The 16925-nt window shown below is 56.6% G+C and carries 12 protein-coding genes; 2 read left to right on the top strand and 10 right to left on the bottom strand.

Annotated elements, in window-relative coordinates; all coding sequences use genetic code 11:
- Positions 1-136 precede the first annotated feature (136 nt).
- A complete protein-coding gene (locus V5T82_RS07425) occupies positions 137-3007 on the bottom strand; it encodes a hybrid sensor histidine kinase/response regulator (protein WP_332894977.1) in 2871 nt (956 codons plus the stop codon).
- A gap of 175 nt (positions 3008-3182) precedes the next feature.
- A complete protein-coding gene (locus tag V5T82_RS07420; protein WP_332894976.1) occupies positions 3183-3809 on the bottom strand; it encodes a histidine phosphotransferase family protein in 627 nt (208 codons plus the stop codon).
- A 50-nt stretch (positions 3810-3859) separates the two neighbouring features.
- Here V5T82_RS07420 and V5T82_RS07415 point away from each other — a divergent pair, with 50 nt between their 5' ends.
- Both V5T82_RS07415 and fdhF read left to right on the top strand, forming a co-directional pair.
- Positions 3860-5467, top strand: a complete 1608-nt coding sequence (locus tag V5T82_RS07415; protein ID WP_332894975.1) for an NADH-ubiquinone oxidoreductase-F iron-sulfur binding region domain-containing protein — start codon at positions 3860-3862, stop codon at positions 5465-5467.
- Positions 5464-8193 (top strand): formate dehydrogenase subunit alpha, encoded by a 2730-nt coding sequence (gene fdhF / locus V5T82_RS07410; protein WP_332894974.1) that lies wholly within the window; start codon positions 5464-5466, stop codon positions 8191-8193. Before V5T82_RS07415 ends, fdhF begins: the two co-directional genes overlap by 4 nt.
- Before the next feature lie 6 nt (positions 8194-8199).
- On the opposite strand, the gene V5T82_RS07405 is transcribed toward fdhF, so the two are convergent.
- The 8 genes from V5T82_RS07405 to serA form a co-directional block, all read right to left on the bottom strand.
- Entirely contained in the window at positions 8200-9162 is a 963-nt protein-coding gene (locus V5T82_RS07405; protein ID WP_332894973.1) for an IS110 family RNA-guided transposase, read from the bottom strand.
- 261 nt (positions 9163-9423) lie between these two features.
- Positions 9424-9786 (bottom strand): winged helix-turn-helix domain-containing protein, encoded by a 363-nt coding sequence (locus V5T82_RS07400; protein WP_332894972.1) that lies wholly within the window; start codon positions 9784-9786, stop codon positions 9424-9426.
- Position 9787: 1 nt separating this feature from the next.
- The gene (locus V5T82_RS07395; RefSeq protein WP_332894971.1) at positions 9788-10039 is read right to left on the bottom strand and encodes a MoaD/ThiS family protein; all 252 of its coding nucleotides are present in this window, start codon (positions 10037-10039) and stop codon (positions 9788-9790) included.
- 15 nt (positions 10040-10054) lie between these two features.
- A complete protein-coding gene (locus V5T82_RS07390) occupies positions 10055-11284 on the bottom strand; it encodes an NAD(P)/FAD-dependent oxidoreductase (protein ID WP_332894970.1) in 1230 nt (409 codons plus the stop codon).
- A 97-nt stretch (positions 11285-11381) separates the two neighbouring features.
- On the bottom strand, positions 11382-13229 hold the full coding sequence (locus V5T82_RS07385; protein WP_332894969.1) for an aldehyde ferredoxin oxidoreductase family protein: 1848 nt from the start codon (positions 13227-13229) through the stop codon (positions 11382-11384).
- A 14-nt stretch (positions 13230-13243) separates the two neighbouring features.
- Complete coding sequence (locus V5T82_RS07380) at positions 13244-13723, bottom strand: 4Fe-4S dicluster domain-containing protein (protein ID WP_332894968.1); 480 nt, start codon at positions 13721-13723, stop codon at positions 13244-13246.
- Between the two features lie 269 nt (positions 13724-13992).
- Complete coding sequence (locus tag V5T82_RS07375; RefSeq protein WP_332894967.1) at positions 13993-15183, bottom strand: PAS domain-containing sensor histidine kinase; 1191 nt, start codon at positions 15181-15183, stop codon at positions 13993-13995.
- Positions 15184-15336: 153 nt separating this feature from the next.
- Positions 15337-16914 carry a phosphoglycerate dehydrogenase gene (serA, locus tag V5T82_RS07370; RefSeq protein WP_332894966.1) on the bottom strand — a complete coding sequence of 526 codons (1578 nt, stop codon included), beginning with the start codon at positions 16912-16914 and terminating at the stop codon, positions 15337-15339.
- Between the last annotated feature and the right edge of the window lie 11 nt (positions 16915-16925).

Below are 16925 nucleotides of genomic sequence, written 5' to 3'. Positions count from 1 at the left end.
AGATATTCCCCTGAATTCCAGCTAAAAGTTTCCTACACACCACGAATACCGCAATACGTGCCTAAAGATAAGCTTTTTTCGCATCAAAAAGGCCCCACTGCGACCAGCGGAGCCTTTTTTCTTCGCTTTGACAATTTTAGCCTGCCGTCACGCTGCTGACCGTCAGCGCCAATGACCGAACCAATTCGTCCCGGTCGGATTTAGCAACGTAGTCATTAAAGCCAACTTGGCGACCACGCTCAAAATCCGTGTCCGTTGCATGGGCCGATAGCGCCACCATCGGCACTTGGCCCCAACGCGCATCGCGCCGGACTTCTTCAGCAAAGGCGAAGCCGTCCATTTCCGGCATTTCGATGTCGCTGATGATCACGTCAAACGCGCTGCCGCGATCGCGCATTTTCAGGGCCTCAGTGGCCGATTCTGCTGTCGTAACGCTGAAGCCTGCGACCGACAAAATCGGTGCCAGCAAGTTGCGGAAAAACGGGCTGTCGTCCACCAACAAAGCATGCTTGCCCGCGATCATGGCACCACCGGCGTCTTCGACACTGCCGAACCAATCGGGGAAGGCCTGAGTGAGATAGTAGCCAGCGTCAATGACATCGGTCGCCCGACCATCAATGACGGCAGAGCCGATCAATCCCGCACGCTCCGCCGTGATTTCTACTTTTAGGCGATCTTCAACGATATCGACGATTTCATCAACCACCAGCCCCATGGAGCGTTCTTGCTCGGTAAAGACCAAAACGGCTTGACGCCCATCGCTTTTCCATTCGTGATCTTGGCTGAACGGAACCAGCGGCATCAATTGACCACGGTACTGAACCATGTGTTCGGAGTGCGAAACCTCAACCTCAGCCATATCGATTTCTTCCAGGCGCGCAACCAAAGCCAGCGGAACGGCTTTGAGCTCATCGCCGCCTGCGCGGAAGATCAACATGGAGACACGTTCTTCGCCAACAGAACCCGTGGCTTCTTCGCTGGCAGCGTCGGCGTCACCCGGGGCGCTGATGTCACCCGTGGAGGCGGCAATGCCGTTCGGGTCCAAAATCATGATAACGGAACCATCGCCTAAGATGGTGTTGCCCGAATAGACCGAGATATCACGAAGAACCGGAGACGTCGGTTTGACCACGATTTCTTCCGTGTCGAAGACGCGATCGACGATGATGCCGAAGCTGTAAGTGCCGACTTGCGCCACAATAATGAAGGTTTCGTCTGCGATCTCTTTGCTGCCGCCCGTGGACAATTTCAACAAATCGCCCAAGTGTACCAGTGGCAACAAACGATTGCGCAGGCGCAGAACCGGGCTTTCGTTGATCACTTCAACGGAATATTCCGAGCGCGCCGACGCACGGACCAATTCCAAAACGCTGATCTGCGGAATGGCAAATTTTTCGTTGCAGCTTTCCACAATCAGCGCCGCCACGATGGCCAAGGTCAGCGGAATTTTGATGGTAAAGGTGGAGCCACGCCCTTCGGTGGACTTCAGTTCGATGGTGCCGCCGATTTTTTCAATGTTGGTACGCACCACGTCCATACCGACACCACGTCCGGAAACGCTGGTGACTTTTTCAGCGGTGGAGAACCCAGCCTTAAAGATGTTTTGCTGAATTTGCTGATCGCTCATGCTGTCCAATTCAGCTTCGGTGCACACACCGTTTTCGATGCATTTTTCGCGGATGCGCTCCATGTTAAGGCCTTTGCCATCATCAGCGATGTCGATGATGATGTGACCGCCTTCGTGGTACGCGTTCAACGTCACGGTGCCGGTTTCCGGCTTACCGGCGGCTTGGCGCTCTTCAGGAACTTCCAGGCCGTGGTCAGCAGAGTTCCGCACCATATGGGTCAGCGGATCTTTGATCAGATCCAAAACTTGACGATCCAGTTCGGTGTCTGCACCCAACATTTGCAGATCGATCTTCTTGCCCGTTTCCAAAGCCAGATCGCGCACGATCCGGGGCAGTTTTGCCCAGGCGTTACCGATGGGCTGCATCCGGGTTTTCATCACGCCTTCTTGCAAGTCGGTGGTGATGTGGCTGAGACGCTGGATCGGAACAGTGAATTCGCTGTCTTCGTGACCGCGCACCATTTGCAACAGTTGGTTGCGGGTCAGCACCATTTCGGAAACCAAGGTCATCAGGTTTTCCAAAACGTCCACGTTCACACGCAAAGACGCGGTCACGCCGCCACCGGCATCCGCCTTGGCGGGCGGAGCTTTTGCGGCTTCTTTTTTCTTCGCAGCGGGTTTCTTTTCTTCGGTCTTGGCCGGAACGCTGGGTGCAGGGGCTGGGGCTTGTGCAGCCGGAGCCGGTGCGGGCTCAGGTGCCGGAGCAGCAGAAGCCGCCTCCATCGCAGCATTGGCCGCCATTTCGGCCGCAGCAGCGTCTTCATCGGAGACGCCACCACCCGTGACTTCTTCATATTCGGCCAGCAGTTCAGCGGCAACCGGGAAACCTTGATCAGACGTTTTAGGTCCGCCTGCAGGTTCAGAATCCGTGGTCGCTTCTTCGTATTCGGCCAACAATTCAGCCGCAACGGGGAAGCCATTGTCGTCGGTCACCGGGCCCGAGGGAGCCGCAGGGGCTGCCGCCACAGGTTCGGGTGCCGGCGCCGCCGCAGCTGGGGCGGATTCGCCGCTGGCCAGCGCATTCAATTTCGCAATCAGGTCGGCATCGTCGCCTTCGGGTTCAGTCGCAGTTTCCGCAAGCTCGTCCACCAGGCCACGAATGGTGTCGATACAGGTCAGAACCAGAGACACACCTTCCGCCGTCACATCCAGCGCACCGTCGCGGTATTTGTCGAGTACGTTTTCGCCCGCGTGCGCAACGGATTCCAGTCGCGGCAGTCCCAAGAACCCGCAAGTCCCTTTGACGGTGTGGACCAAACGGAAAATATTACCCAAAATCTCGGCGTTGGTTGGGTCCTTTTCGAACTCCACCAACTGCAAGTCGACCTCAGTCAGACTTTCGGAGGTTTCGGTAATAAATTCACTTAATAGATCGTCCATGGCTCGATCCCCAATTTCACAAAGCCGCGCAATATCGCGCCAGGTTAGCCCTGGGCTTGTTTTAACAATTTAACCCAATTTACCTGCAACTTAGATATTAACGTCCTAATTCAATTGATCCAATTTTTTTTCAATGTTTTTCGTATAATAAACGAAAGTGCACGCTATTTTATGTTCACAAAAGCGCTGCCAGACGGATTTCGTCGCCTTCGGGGGGTAATATTTCCAGTTCGCCCCCCAAAGATTGGGCTAAAACAGCAGAAAAATAACCATTTACGGTCCGCGCGGTTAGGTTTTCGACATCACATTCAAGGTCAATCGCCGCAGCTTGTTCCGGTTTCAGGCCTGCGCCTTGTCCCCGGGCTGACACGGCGAAGCCCAAACGCCCGCCGATTTCGGTGATATCAACACGCAACACGCCACCGCGCGGCAAGGCTTCGGCCCCCAACAGGCACAAATTCATCAGCAACTTCGCCGACATCAAGCCAATGCGTGTATTCTCAGCACCCCAATCCACGCTCAAACGGTTGGAGTTGAGAAAATTTTCGCTCAAGATCTTCAACTCGTTTGTGGTGATGGTGTCGTTTTCACCCCCGCCAAGACCGAAGGCCACACGGTAAAAGCTCAATCGGTCCGCGCTTTGTTTGGCGCTCATGGCGATGACGTTCAGGGCATCGGCGTCAAAGGCAGAGGCCTCTTCCGCGATCAATTCCGTGCCCGTGGAGATGGCGCTGATCCCCCCTGCCAAGTCGTGACAGACCCGAGAAACCAATAATTGTGCCATGCGATGATCGACTTGCATGAAGATTGCTCCGCAAATACTTATGTATTTTAATGTGTTGGCCTAAACTCATGGCCCATATTGGCGTGGACAGTTCGCGCCTGCAAGAGCCCAAACAAAGGAAATGGCACGCCATGGCGAAAAAAGCAAAAAAACGCGGAGCGCGCGCCTTCCCCAAGGGCAGACACCCCTCTTTGGATGCCCGCACTCAAATTGATGACCTGCTTGGCGACGTGGCAAAAGGGCGCCAGCACCTGATCGAACACCTGCACACCCTCAACGACCAGTTCGGCGCGCTGAGCAAAGACCGCTTAGCCGCGCTGGCGCAGAAGCTGGGACTGGCCCAAGTCGATGTATATGACACGGCGAGCTTCTACGCTCATTTTGAAATCACGGATGAAAACACCAACCACGCCCCTGCCGTGCGCGTCTGCCAAGGCCCGGCGTGCCGCATGGCGGGCAGCGCGAAACTGCTCAACGATCTCGACAACGCCATCCCTGCCCCATGTCAGGGTGCGTGCGAGACAGCACCTTCTGTGATGATCGGCCGCTCGCGCATTGCGCCCGCCACAGCCCAAACCTTAAAGGCCACCTCCAGCGTGCCAAGCATCAGTGCCGTTGACACAACACCCGTTCCCCACATCACCCCAGAGCTCGAACGCGCCGGATTGCGGGGCATGGGCGGTGCGGGTTTCCCCGTGGCGCAGAAATGGAAATTCCTGGCGGACGACGGACGTGACCGCGTCCTTGTGGTCAACGCCGACGAGGGCGAACCCGGAACATTTAAAGACCGGTACTTGTTTGAAACAGAACCTGAAAAGGTCTTGCGCGGCATGGCCATCACTGCCCATGCTTTGGACGTGCGCGACGCATTCATCTATCTGCGGGACGAATACCCGCACATCTATGACGCATTGCACGAAGCGCTGCCAAAGCTAGACATCCCCAATTGCCGCGTTCACTTGCGCCGGGGTGCGGGGGCGTATGTGTGTGGTGAAGAAAGCGCATTGCTCAACAGCTTGGAAGGCAAACGCGGACAACCGCGCGACCGCCCGCCTTATCCCGCGCAATCGGGCTACTTGGGCAGGCCCACCGTCACGCACAATGTCGAGACCTTGTATTGGATTGCCGACATTGCTGAGCGCGGCGAACAAGCCTACGCGGACGAGGAACGGCCTCGGTTTTATTCCGTGTCGGGCCGCGTCAAAAACCCAGGTGTCTATCGCGCACCCGCGTCTACCACGGTCTCACAGTTGATTGAGATGGCGGGGGGCATGGCCGACGGCCAGACGTTCACGGCCTTTCTGCCCGGTGGTGCGTCGGGCGGCATCTTCCCCGCACGCTTTGCCGAACGTGCCATGGACTTCGGCGTGTTCGAAGAGCTGGGCGGTTTTGTCGGCTCTGGCGCTTTGGTTGTTCTGTCTGACCAAGACGATGTCTGGGACGTGGCGCGGGACATGATGGACTTTTTTGCGCACGAAAGCTGCGGCAAGTGCACCCCTTGCCGGGTCGGTACAGAAAAGATGGTGGGACTTTTGCAAAACCCGCATGAGAACGAAGACACCATTCGTGTTCTGTCCCAGACCATGCAAGACGCGTCCATCTGCGGGCTAGGCCAAGCGGCACCCAATCCGGTGTTGAGCATCTTCAACCACTTCACCGAGGAGGACCCGTCATGAGCACCACATTCCTTCTCAACGACATCGAAGTTGACGCTCTGGACGGCGAAACCATCAAGGACTGTGCCGAACGTTTGGGCCTTCGGATCCCCGGCATGTGTTCGGGGCTTAACGCAGGATACCGCGATGACGGAAGCTGCCGTTTGTGCATGGTCGAGATCGAAGGCGAACGCACCTTGGCCGCCAGTTGCAAACGAACACCTGGCGAAGGCATGATCGTCACCACACATTCCGAACGCGCCCAATCAGCCCGCGACCATGTGATGGAGCTGTTGTTGGCGGACCGGCCAAACTTAGATCGCTCAAGCTATGCACCTGCCAACCGCTTTCAGGAGCTCGCGCAAGACATGGGCGTCAAAGACACACGCTTCCAACCCCGCGCCGATGCCGTCCGACCAGACACCAGCCACCCCGCCATTGATGTGGACATGGCGAAGTGCATTTTGTGCACCAACTGTGTGCGGGCATGTGGAGAAATTCAGACAAACGCCGTCATCGGCCTTGAAGGACGCGGCAAAGACACGCGCATCGTGTTCGACCAAGGCGATGCACTCGACTTAAGCTCTTGCGTGGCCTGCGGTGAATGTGTGCAGTCGTGTCCGACGGGTGCGTTGAGCCCCAAAGGGCTTGATCCCGACATCACGACCGAGACCGTGGAATCCTTGTGTCCCTATTGCGGTGTGGGCTGTCAGCTGACCTACCACGTGGCGGACGGAACAATCGTCTACGCCGAAGGGCGCAATGGTCCGGCCAACCAAAACCGTTTGTGCGTCAAAGGACGCTTCGGCTTTGATTACACCCACAACCCCGAACGCCTCACGCGCACATTGATCCGTCTTGAAGGTGCAAGCAAAGACCCGGAAATCCTCGACGGCGGGGATGTGAGGGCGCAGTTCCGCGAAGCCAATTGGGACGAAGCACTGGACTTCGCGGCAGAGCGTTTGAAAAGCAGCCTAGAAGAATTCGGCCCATCAAGTTTGGCCGGTTTTGGGTCGGCCAAAGGGTCCAACGAAGAAGCTTATCTTTTTCAAAAGCTGATCCGCACGGCGCTTAAAACCAACAACGTCGATCACTGCACGCGCCTGTGTCATGCCTCGTCCGTCGCAGCCCTCATGGAAGGCATCGGATCCGGTGCGGTCACGGCTCCGTTTACCGATGTCGATCAAGCCGACGTTATCGTCGTCATCGGCGCACGTCCTTCGCAGAACCACCCGGTTGCTTCAACCTTTATCAAAGACGCCAAACGCAATGGCGCGACTTTGATTGTCATGGATCCGCGTGGGCAAGCCCTCAGCCGTCACGCGGATCACATGGTTCAGTTCAAGCCCGGCAGCGATGTCGCCTTGCTCAACGCCATCTTGCACGTGGTCGTTAATGACGACTTGGTGGACCAAGATTATGTCGAGCAGTTCGTCGAAGGCTTTGAAGATTTCAGCATCCACATCCAATCCTTCAGCCCGGAACGCATGGCGGAACGTTGCGACATTGACGCGGAAACCATCCGCACCCTCGCCCACACCATCGCCAAAGCGGATAGCACTTTATTCTTGTGGGGCATGGGCGTGTCGCAACACACCCACGGCACAGACAATGTGCGCTGTTTGATTGCTTTAGCGACCTTGACGGGCAACATCGGCAAGTCCGGTGCGGGCCTGCATCCCCTGCGTGGTCAAAACAATGTGCAAGGGGCGTCGGACGCGGGCCTCATCCCCATGGTCTTGCCCGACTACACACCTGTTGGAGACAACAGAGGGCGTGCACGGTTTGAAGATGCCTGGGGAACAAAAATCGATCCAGAGCCTGGTCTGACGGTGGTTGAAATCATGCACGCAGCCTTAGCCGGCGACATCCGCGCTATGTACATCCAAGGCGAAAACCCGGCCATGTCAGACCCGGATTTGAACAAAGCGCGCAAGGCATTGGCAAGCCTGGATCACTTGGTGGTGCAAGACATCTTCATGACCGAAACCGCAGCGTTTGCCGACGTCATTTTGCCGGCCAGCACGTTTTATGAAAAAGACGGCAGCTTCACCAACACCAACCGCCAAGTGCAGTTGGGCCGCAAGGTGGTCCCGCCCCCAGGTGACGCCCGCGAAGACCTTTGGATCATTCAAGAGCTCGCCAAACGTTTAGGACTGAACTGGAACTATCCCACCGCCGCCGATGTGTTCACCGAAATGCGTCAGGTGATGCCGTCGCACGCGGGCATCACCCATGCGCGCTTGGGCAGCGAAGGGTTCGTGACTTATCCCTGCGCCAACGAAACCGATCCCGGAAGCCCCGTGTTATTCGGTGATGGTTTCCCGACCACCACAGGTAAGGCCAAATTGGTACCTGCCGATGTGTTGCCCCCCGATGAAGAACCTGATGAAGCCTATCCGTTTGTGCTGACCACGGGACGCATGTTGGAACACTGGCACACAGGTTCCATGACACGCCGGGCCAGCGTGCTCAATGCCATAGAGCCCGGCCCCACCATCGCGCTTCATCCTTTGGAGATTAAAAAGCTGGGCATTCATGCTGGAGACCATGTCACCATGTCCAGCCGTCGTGGATCGCTTTGTGCCATGACACGGGCCGACACGGACGTGCCCGAAGGGGTCGTGTTCTTACCGTTTGCGTTTCGGGAAGCTGCGGCAAACCTACTCACCAACCCGGCACTGGATCCGTTCGGCAAGATTGCAGAGTTAAAGTATTGTGCGGTGAAGATTGAGGTGCACACTTAACCGTCATCAACTCAGTTCGTATTTCCCCTGAATTTTGATCTCATCTCTAATTTTTGCGTTGGCGATGATGATGAGTTTGCGCATGACGGCTGTTATGGCCACGATCGGTTTTTTGCCGTTTTTGCAAAGTCTTTGATGGAATGTCTTGAGTTCCGGGTTGTGCTTTGCGGCGCTGAGAGCGGCCATGAACAGGACGCGCTTGACCTCCGGTCGCCCGCCCCGGGTCTTGCGGTAGCCTTTTGCCGTACCACTCTCAAAGGGATGCGGGGCAAGTCCGGCCAAAGCGGCGGCTTGGCGACGATTTAGTCCACCCAACTCAGGCATCAAAGCAATCAAGGCCATGGCCGACGTCGGGCCAATGCCCACGATGCTTTGTAAGACACGTGCGCTTTGTGCCAACGCCTCATGGTCTTCGACCAGGGCGGCGATGTCGCGTTCAACGGCCTGGATCTGGCGTTCGATGGTCGCACAAACCTTCTTCAGATACGCTGCTCCATGCAACCCACCGGGGGCTTTCAGGCGGTTGGTGTAAGCGGTTCGCTCTTTAACCAAGTCACTGCGCACCAACACCAAAGCTTGGAGTTTGGCGCGGTGTTTATCTGGAGCATGCCAAAGGGGGAGCTTGGTATAGCGCTCACAACCGTATCGGGCCAAGGCTTTGGCATCAATAGCGTCGGTTTTGCCCAACGTTCCGAAAGAGCGGATGAAGGCTTTGACTTTACGCGCATCCGCGCGGTGTGCGGGCACACGGGCGGCGAGCAAGGCCTCCAGCAGAGCGGCCTCATAACCACCGGTGGCTTCGCACACGACGAAACTCTGTGCGTCTAAGGTGTGGGCGAAACGGCTTAGGTCTTTAGGCGTATTGGGAATGCACAGGGTCGTGTTACGGGCGGTATCAAAAGCAACGATTTCGTGCTTACCAACGTCGCAACCGATAAAGCGAAGGGGCACTGTGGAGCTTGGCGTCATGATCGTATATCCTCTTTTGGCTTGGGATTGTCTGCGGACGTGCGCGACAGCGCAGGGGTCCTTTCAACTCTTCAAGCGGTGAAAGGGAAGCGGACTGGCGACCCTGATGACGGCGGGCGATATGCCCCATTGCGAGACGGTCTACCAATCCGCGCCTTGGTCCAGGCGGCCGCCTGGACCAAGGCATCCCGCATTAAGCGGAACTCCATCAATATACGATAGTTGGAACAGACAATTGCGAGCGCAGCGAAGCAATGACGCCTACTTTAATAACTTGCCCATCTCTAACGCCTCTTGAGCAATAGAGGCTGCAGCCTTGGCTTCCATGTCCTGATAACGCGCGATCACGTCGAGCCCAAGCGCTGTCACCTTCGCACCGCCACCACCTTTGCCGCCCGTGGCGGTGACCACCAAGTCATCGGTGAAACAATCGTTCATGGTGTCCACCAACATCCAGGCGCGGCGATAGCTCATGCCCATGTCTTTGGCCGCTTTGGAAATCGATCCGCACTTTTCTATGGCTTGCAAAAGTCCCACCTTGCCCGGGCCCAACGCCGTAGCCCCACCCAGCAAAATGCGCACGCGCGGACCGGCTGGGTGTTTAGGGCTGTTGTCGTCCGTCATCTTATCCACCTGCAACAGGAGGCCAGATGGCCAAAGCTTCCCCTTCGGCCATCGGGCGGGTGTCACGTTCTGAAGGCGAGACATAGACGCCTTCCACCAACACCAGATGACAATGTTCTTGTGGCAAACTCAAGGACTTGATGACGTCCATGACCGTTGAGCCCTCATCCACCGTGAGTTCGGCGATGTTTTTTTCCGCATTTGCGGGCAGGTATTTATCCAATGAGGCGTAAAGTTTAATGGTGATCTGCATGTAGGTCCGTTCTGTTTATTTCTGCGTGCAAGCCACGTATGCCTCAGCAATGCGGCTTGGATCTTGTTTGAGTTTTTCTTTCCACGCCCCCAATTTCACCCGGCTTTGGATCAAGCCGCGCAGCACGCCGATTTGATCTGTGCGCCCAAGAGACAGCGCGCCGACGATGTGGTCGCCATGGAACGCCAGCTTGGTGTAGCGGTGTTCGTCATGGTCCATCTTCACCGCCATATCATCTTCACCCATCCAGTGCCCAAAGGACGCAGAGATCAGGCCCAGCGTATCCAGCACGTTCATGATCAGCGAGCCGTGATACTTCACATCCGCCCCCGTCATGTTCAGTGCCGCAATGCGCCCGTGTTCGGCGGACGTGGGCTGAACGGCATGAACCTGAAAACCACCGCCGAAGTCCGGGCCCTCAGCCACGTCGCCAGCGGCGTAGATATCGGGGACTGAGCTTTGCAATCGGTCATTCACTTTAATGCCCGTAGCGACCTCAACCCCAGAGTCATCCAAGAAGGCGGTGTTGGGTTTGACGCCGACGGACACCACCACCAGATCAGCTGGGAGATCACCCGCTTGATCGGTGGACACCTTTAAGGCATCGCCATCTTGTGCCACACCTGTCACTTTGGTGGAGGTGAGCAACTTCACACCTTGTTTTTCCACCCAAGCTTTCAACATTTCGCCACCTGTCGTGTCCATCATCTTGGAAATCATGCGGTCTTCGGCTTCGACGACGGTCAAGTTGACGCCGCGCTCCACCAAGCTTTCCAGAATAATACAACCAATAAAGCCCGCGCCCATCAATACGACGTTCGTACCCTTTTGGGCGCGCGCAGCGATGTATTCGGCATCGTCCAAGGTCCAGCAGTGATGGACGCCGTCCAAATCCAAGCCCGGAACGGGTGGGGTTATCGGCGTTGCCCCTGTCGCGACCAACAGCTTGTCGTAATCAAAGCTTTGGCCGTCTTGCAAGGTAACAGTTTTACCTACGCTGTCGACTGTGCTGGCGAGGCCTTGGACGTACTGAATGCCTTTGTCTGCATAGTGGCCGTCCGTTTTGCGCAGATAGGTGCCTTGTTCTTCAATTTTTCCGGTGAGCACATAGGGAATAGCCATGCGCGAATACGGCGGTTTGTCTTCCCCACCGATCAACACCACGTGCGCCGACGGGTCGGCCTTGCGCAGGTTTTCCGCAGCGATCACGCCCGCAGGCCCCGCACCGAGAATGACATGTTTCATGAGAGTTCTCCCAAATCCATCAAACGCACCACGCTTCAAACAAAGGCCCCGCCCGCCCTGTTACAGACGGGCGGGGCCGCGATTGAAGCCTAAAGCTCTAGAGAGCCAAGCGGTTCAAGGTTTCGTTGGTGGGCACACCGTCGTCGGTCCATCCGCGCAGCGAATAGTATTCCGGCAACATTTTACCCAGTTCGTTGACCTTGCCTTCGGCGGGTCCGGTTTTGGCTGCATCTTTCAACAGGCGTTTGGGCAAGGTGTCGTCCTTGCCCGTAAAGCCTGCGTCCAGGTTGAACTTGCGTTCCAAGTTCCAGATGCGTTCACCCACTTCCAACAGCTTGTCCACCGACCAGTCGCCTTCGCACGCCGCATCGATTTGCGGGGCGATGTTGTCCAAGGACCACGCGAACGTGGTGAACACGCAGATGCCAGCGCTGTCCACCGCACCGGTGGCGTCTTGGAACGCGATGACCAAGCCCGCTTTGCCGTCACTGGACAGCGGATCGGTTTTTTCCGGAATGCCCAGAATTTCCGACGCCACAGTATAAGAGCGCAAGTGACACGCGCCGCGGTTGGACGTGGCATACGTCAAGCCCATGCCCTGGATACCGCGCCCGTCATAGGCCGGGAATTCCTGGCCTTTGACAGACATGGACAGATCCGGATGGCCGTATTTTTCGGTCAGCAGCTTAGAACCCAAACCGATTTCCGCACCGAAGCCTTCGCCCCGGCCCGTCAACTCGGCCAAGGTGGTCAGCGCTTCGGCGTTGCCCCAGCTGAGATCGATCCCACCGGTTTGTTCTTTGGTGAGAACGCCCATCTCATAAAGCTCCATCGCCGCACCGACCGTTGCGCCGAACGAGATGGGATCGAACGCTTGTTCGTTGCAGATGAAGTTGGCAAACGTCAACGCATCCAAATCATTGATGCCCGTCGCAGCACCCAAGGCCCAAGCCGCTTCGTATTCCAAACCGCCGGAAGCGATCTGGTACTGTTCGCGGTCTTTGACCGTGTAGTGTTCCGGGTCGATGGTGGAAATCCGCCCGCAGCCAATGGTGCAGCCAAAGCACGCACCATTGCGCGTCAGGTTCGGCTTACCGTCGGAGCGACGCGGCTCTTGCATGGCTTCGCCGGAGATATCCGCCGCACCGTCGAACTGAACGTCTTTGAAGTTGTGGGTCGGTAACGCACCCGTTTCATTGATGACGTTCATCAACACCTGTGTGCCCAACGCAGGCAAGCCTTCACCCGTCACTGCGTTTTCAGCCAACACAGCTTTGCCGTCGTTAGTCGCTTTCACAAACGCAGCCGGATCATCGACCGCGACACCTTTGGTGCCGCGAACGGCCATGGCTTTGAGGTTCTTCGAACCCATCACCGTACCCACGCCGGAGCGCCCAGCCGCGCGGTGAAGATCGTTCACCACACAGGCGAACTTCACGCCTTGCTCACCCGCTTGACCAATGGAGGCAACACGCATTTGCGGGTCTTGGTATTCGGCTTTGAGACCTTTTTCCGTATCCCAAACCGTGCGACCCCAATAGTCGGATGCGTCAACCAATTTGGCTTCGTCATCTTGGATCAACAGATACACCGGGTTTGGTGCTTTGCCTTCGAAGATGATCATGTCCCATCCGGCGAACTTAAGTTCAGCCCCGAAGAAACCGCCCGAGTTTGAGCACGCAATAGCCCCCGTCAGCGCGCCCTTGGTGATAACGGACCAGCGCCCGCTTGTAGATGCCGCCGTTCCGGTTAAAGGTCCGGTGGCGATGATCAGCTTGTTGTCAGGCGACAGCGGATCAACTTTCGGATCGATTTCCGTGGTGAGATACTTGGTCGCGAGACCGCGTTGGCCTAAGTACTGGTTTGCCCACTCCATGTTGAGCGGTTCTTCTGCGCACGTGCCTTCTGACAGGTTCACGCGGAGAATTCGTTTAGCCCATGACATATTAAATCCTCCCTTTAAGCGTTGGCCTGTTGGCCGGCATCCGTTTTTGCCGCCCAGGCTTCCATTTTCGCAAGGCCCGTGGCCCCTGCATCGGTATAGGTGATGGCACCTGTCGGACACGCACTGGCACAGGCCGGATCACCGCCGCACAAATCGCATTTGATCACTTTGCCGGTGGCCGTGTTGTAATTCACTGTGCCGAACGGGCAAGCAATGGTGCAGACTTTACAGCCGACACAGAGCTGATCAGACACCACTTTTGCGCCCGTAGCGCCGGACACCGAAATCGCATCCACGGGACAGGCCTGCATGCACCAAGCTTCGTCGCATTGGGTGCAGGTGTAGGGCACAAAGCGCCCTTCGTCGTGGAAGTTGAAAACCTTGATGCGTGACTTGGCCGGATTGGATACACCTTCGTTGGTCATTGAACAGGCGATTTCGCACTGTTCGCACCCGGTGCATTTTCCGGCGTCGAGAACCAGAGCTTTTTCCATGTACACCTCCCTAGACAATATTGTGATTTTGATTGCTCATCATATGGTGAGCGCGCCTGCATCCTTCAATGCAGCGCGGCGCGCCCACTTTAACTTGTCTTGATCTGCCCCCTGCTCACAGACCTGCGTGCACGGCACTTCGCTCAAAAAGTGGCGGGACGCGCGCAATATTGAACTCCCATAACGAGAGCACGGCAAGTGACTTTTTAATGATGATGTGAAAAAAGTGCTTCCGGCTCAATATGTTGCGCCGCAAAATTAGAAGAGGCTCATTTACCCGCACGCCCAGGCGGCAGTTTGACACGCACGGTCGTCCCAACACCCTTTTCGCTGGAAATCTCTAAGGTGCCGCCGTGCATCTGCACCAAACTTTGGGTGAGCGGCAGGCCCAGCCCTGTACCTTGCATTTCTTTGTTGGTGGAGCGGTCCACTTGGCCGAACTGTTCCATGGATTTGGCGACCTCTTCTTCGGTCATGCCAATGCCGCTATCGACGACCGTAAAAACATGCCCGCCCTGGGGCGAACACGTCACCATCAAATCCACTTGCCCACCCGGATCGGTGAACTTGATCGCGTTGGACAGCAGGTTGATCATGATCTGCTTCATACGCAGTTCGTCCCCACGCAATTTTGGCAATTCACATGTGAGAGATGAGTTGAGCGTGATGTTGCGTTTTTCCGCCAAGGGAGCAGCGATGCGTTTGCAGGCATCGGTAAGCTCGGGCACATCCAGGTCTTCTTCCAATAGCTCCAACTTGTTCGCCTCGATGGCGGAAAAGTCCAAGATATCGTTGATCAACGCCAACAGGTGCTCACCCGAAGCCGAGATATCTTCAATGTAGTCCTTGTAACGCGCGTTTTCGATGGGACCGAAAATCTCTTGGCGGATGGTGTTGGAAAAGCCGATGATTGCGTTCAAGGGCGTACGCAGCTCGTGGCTCATATTGCGAAAGAACTGGGTCTTGGTTTCATTGGCCACTTCCGCGGTTTCTTTGGCCAAACGCAGTTCGCGGGTTTGCTCTTCGACGAGTTGCTGCAGGTTGTCGCGGTGTTGGATCAGCTCTTCTTCGGCTTTAAGCCGACGCGTGATGTCGCGCCACACCACGTGCACCAAGGTGCTGCCTTCGAACGGAACGGCGGTCAGCGAAACTTCGACCGGGAAGTCTTGGCCGTTGGCGCGGGTGTGCATCCACTGAAACCGGTTCGATCCGTTTTTCAGCGCTGTCTCAATCATCTCGTTCGCTTTTTCGAACGAGGCACGGCCATCGGGCTGAAATTCCGGTGAAAGTTGAGAGGGATGCGTGGCGAATAGCTCGTCGCGGGTCTCATATCCCAACATGTCAAGCGTCGCCTGATTGAAGTCGACGAACTTCTCCCCGTCGATGATCAACATGGCATCGGCGGAGTGTTCAAACAAAATCTTATAGCGATCGTCGGTTGGGGAGGCCACTTGATCCACGGTTCTGTCCAGCGTTGAGTTTCATCCGCTCATCTGAGCGATGGAAAAGTATAGCTGTCGGAGAAGCCCGCGTACATCCTTCTATAGTATGTCTACAAATGACAAGGGCCTCCCGAAGGAGGCCCTTGAAATTCACAAGAACGTGGCGCGAGATCAGAACCGCAACGCCTGTGCCCGCATAACCTGGGGCAGTTCGCGAAGGGCATCCAGGACCTCTTCGCCCACGGCTTGATCGACTTCGACCAAGGCCATGGCTTCGCCGCCTTCTTCGGCGCGGCCCAGGTTGAACGTGGCGACGTTGATGCCTGCGTCACCCAACACCGTGCCCAAGCCACCGATGAAGCCCGGTTTGTCTTCGTTGGTGAGGAACAGCATGTGTTCGCCCATTTTGGCGTCCATGGAAATGCCTTTGATGTCCACAAAACGCGGCTCGCGACCGGCGAACAGCGTACCCTTCACCGTGCGGGTTTGCGCTTCGGTGGTGATGGTGACGGAAATCAGGGTTTGATATTCCGTCGGGCGTTCGTGCAGGATTTCCGTGATGTCGATATCGCGGTCTTTGGCGATGACCGGAGCGGAAACCATGTTCACGCCTTCCAACATCGGGCTCAACAAGCCTTGCAACACCACCGCCGTGATGGGCTTGGTGTTCAGCTCTGCCGCATGGCCTTCGTATTCGATCTCGACCTTTTCGATACCCGTGACGGTCACTTGACCGGCAAAGCTGCCCAGTTGTTCGGCGAGCTTCAGATACGGAGCCAACTTCGGTGCGTCTTCGGCGGACACGCTCGGCATGTTGAGCGCGTTGGTCACCGCACCCGTGAGCAAGTAGTCCGAGATTTGTTCGGCGATTTGCACGGCGACGTTGACTTGAGCTTCCGATGTGGATGCGCCCAAGTGCGGCGTGCAGATCACGTCATCGCGGCCAAACAGCGCATTGTCTTTGGCGGGTTCTTCTTCGAACACGTCCAAAGCCGCACCAGCGCATTTGCCGCTTTCCAAAGCGTCCAACAAGTCCGCTTCGACAACCAAGCCACCGCGCGCACAGTTCACGATGCGCACGCCGTCTTTCATTTTGGCAAACGCGTCTTTGTTGACGATGCCGCGTGTGCTGTCGGTCATGGGCGTGTGCAGAGAAATGAAGTCGGCACGCTTGAACAAGTCGTCCAGCTCAACTTTCTCGACACCGATTTCTTGCGCGCGTTCCGGCGACAAGTACGGGTCATATGCCACGACTTTCATTTTCAAGCCGATGGCGCGTTCCGCAACACCGGAACCGATGTTGCCCGCACCGATGAGGCCTAAGGTTTTGCCCATGACTTCCACACCCATAAAGCGGGATTTTTCCCACTTGCTGGCGTGGGTCGAGGCATTGGCCGCTGGGATTTGACGCGCCGTCGCCATCATCAAGGTGATGGCATGCTCTGCCGTGGTGATGGCGTTGCCGAATGGCGTGTTCATCACCACGATACCTTTAGACGTCGCAGCGGGCTTGTCGATGTTGTCGGTGCCGATGCCTGCACGGCCGATGACTTTTAAGTTGTCAGCCGCGTCAATGATGTCCGCCGTCGCTTTGGTCGCAGAACGAATAGCCAAACCATCGTACTCGCCGATGCAGGCTTTCAATTCATCCGGGGTCATGCCCGGCTTGTAGTCCACATCAACGCCGCGCTCTTTGAAGATTTCTTCGGCGCGCGGGCTCATTTTGTCGGAAATAAGTACTTTCACCATGATTATGCCCC

Source organism: Magnetovibrio sp. PR-2 (assembly GCF_036689815.1).
Classification (GTDB): Bacteria; Pseudomonadota; Alphaproteobacteria; order Rhodospirillales; family Magnetovibrionaceae; genus Magnetovibrio.
This window is presented reverse-complemented; position numbering and strand designations above follow the sequence as displayed.

What these genes read in the sequence shown, in the direction of transcription:
- V5T82_RS07425 (WP_332894977.1), bottom strand. Translation starts at nt 3,007, where the DNA reads ATGGACGATCTATTAAGTGAATTTATTACCGAAACCTCCGAAAGTCTG.
- V5T82_RS07420 (WP_332894976.1), bottom strand. Translation starts at nt 3,809, where the DNA reads ATGCAAGTCGATCATCGCATGGCACAATTATTGGTTTCTCGGGTCTGT.
- V5T82_RS07415 (WP_332894975.1), top strand. Translation starts at nt 3,860, where the DNA reads ATGGCCCATATTGGCGTGGACAGTTCGCGCCTGCAAGAGCCCAAACAA.
- fdhF (WP_332894974.1), top strand. Translation starts at nt 5,464, where the DNA reads ATGAGCACCACATTCCTTCTCAACGACATCGAAGTTGACGCTCTGGAC.
- V5T82_RS07405 (WP_332894973.1), bottom strand. Translation starts at nt 9,162, where the DNA reads ATGACGCCAAGCTCCACAGTGCCCCTTCGCTTTATCGGTTGCGACGTT.
- V5T82_RS07400 (WP_332894972.1), bottom strand. Translation starts at nt 9,786, where the DNA reads ATGACGGACGACAACAGCCCTAAACACCCAGCCGGTCCGCGCGTGCGC.
- V5T82_RS07395 (WP_332894971.1), bottom strand. Translation starts at nt 10,039, where the DNA reads ATGCAGATCACCATTAAACTTTACGCCTCATTGGATAAATACCTGCCC.
- V5T82_RS07390 (WP_332894970.1), bottom strand. Translation starts at nt 11,284, where the DNA reads ATGAAACATGTCATTCTCGGTGCGGGGCCTGCGGGCGTGATCGCTGCG.
- V5T82_RS07385 (WP_332894969.1), bottom strand. Translation starts at nt 13,229, where the DNA reads ATGTCATGGGCTAAACGAATTCTCCGCGTGAACCTGTCAGAAGGCACG.
- V5T82_RS07380 (WP_332894968.1), bottom strand. Translation starts at nt 13,723, where the DNA reads ATGGAAAAAGCTCTGGTTCTCGACGCCGGAAAATGCACCGGGTGCGAA.
- serA (WP_332894966.1), bottom strand. Translation starts at nt 16,914, where the DNA reads ATGGTGAAAGTACTTATTTCCGACAAAATGAGCCCGCGCGCCGAAGAA.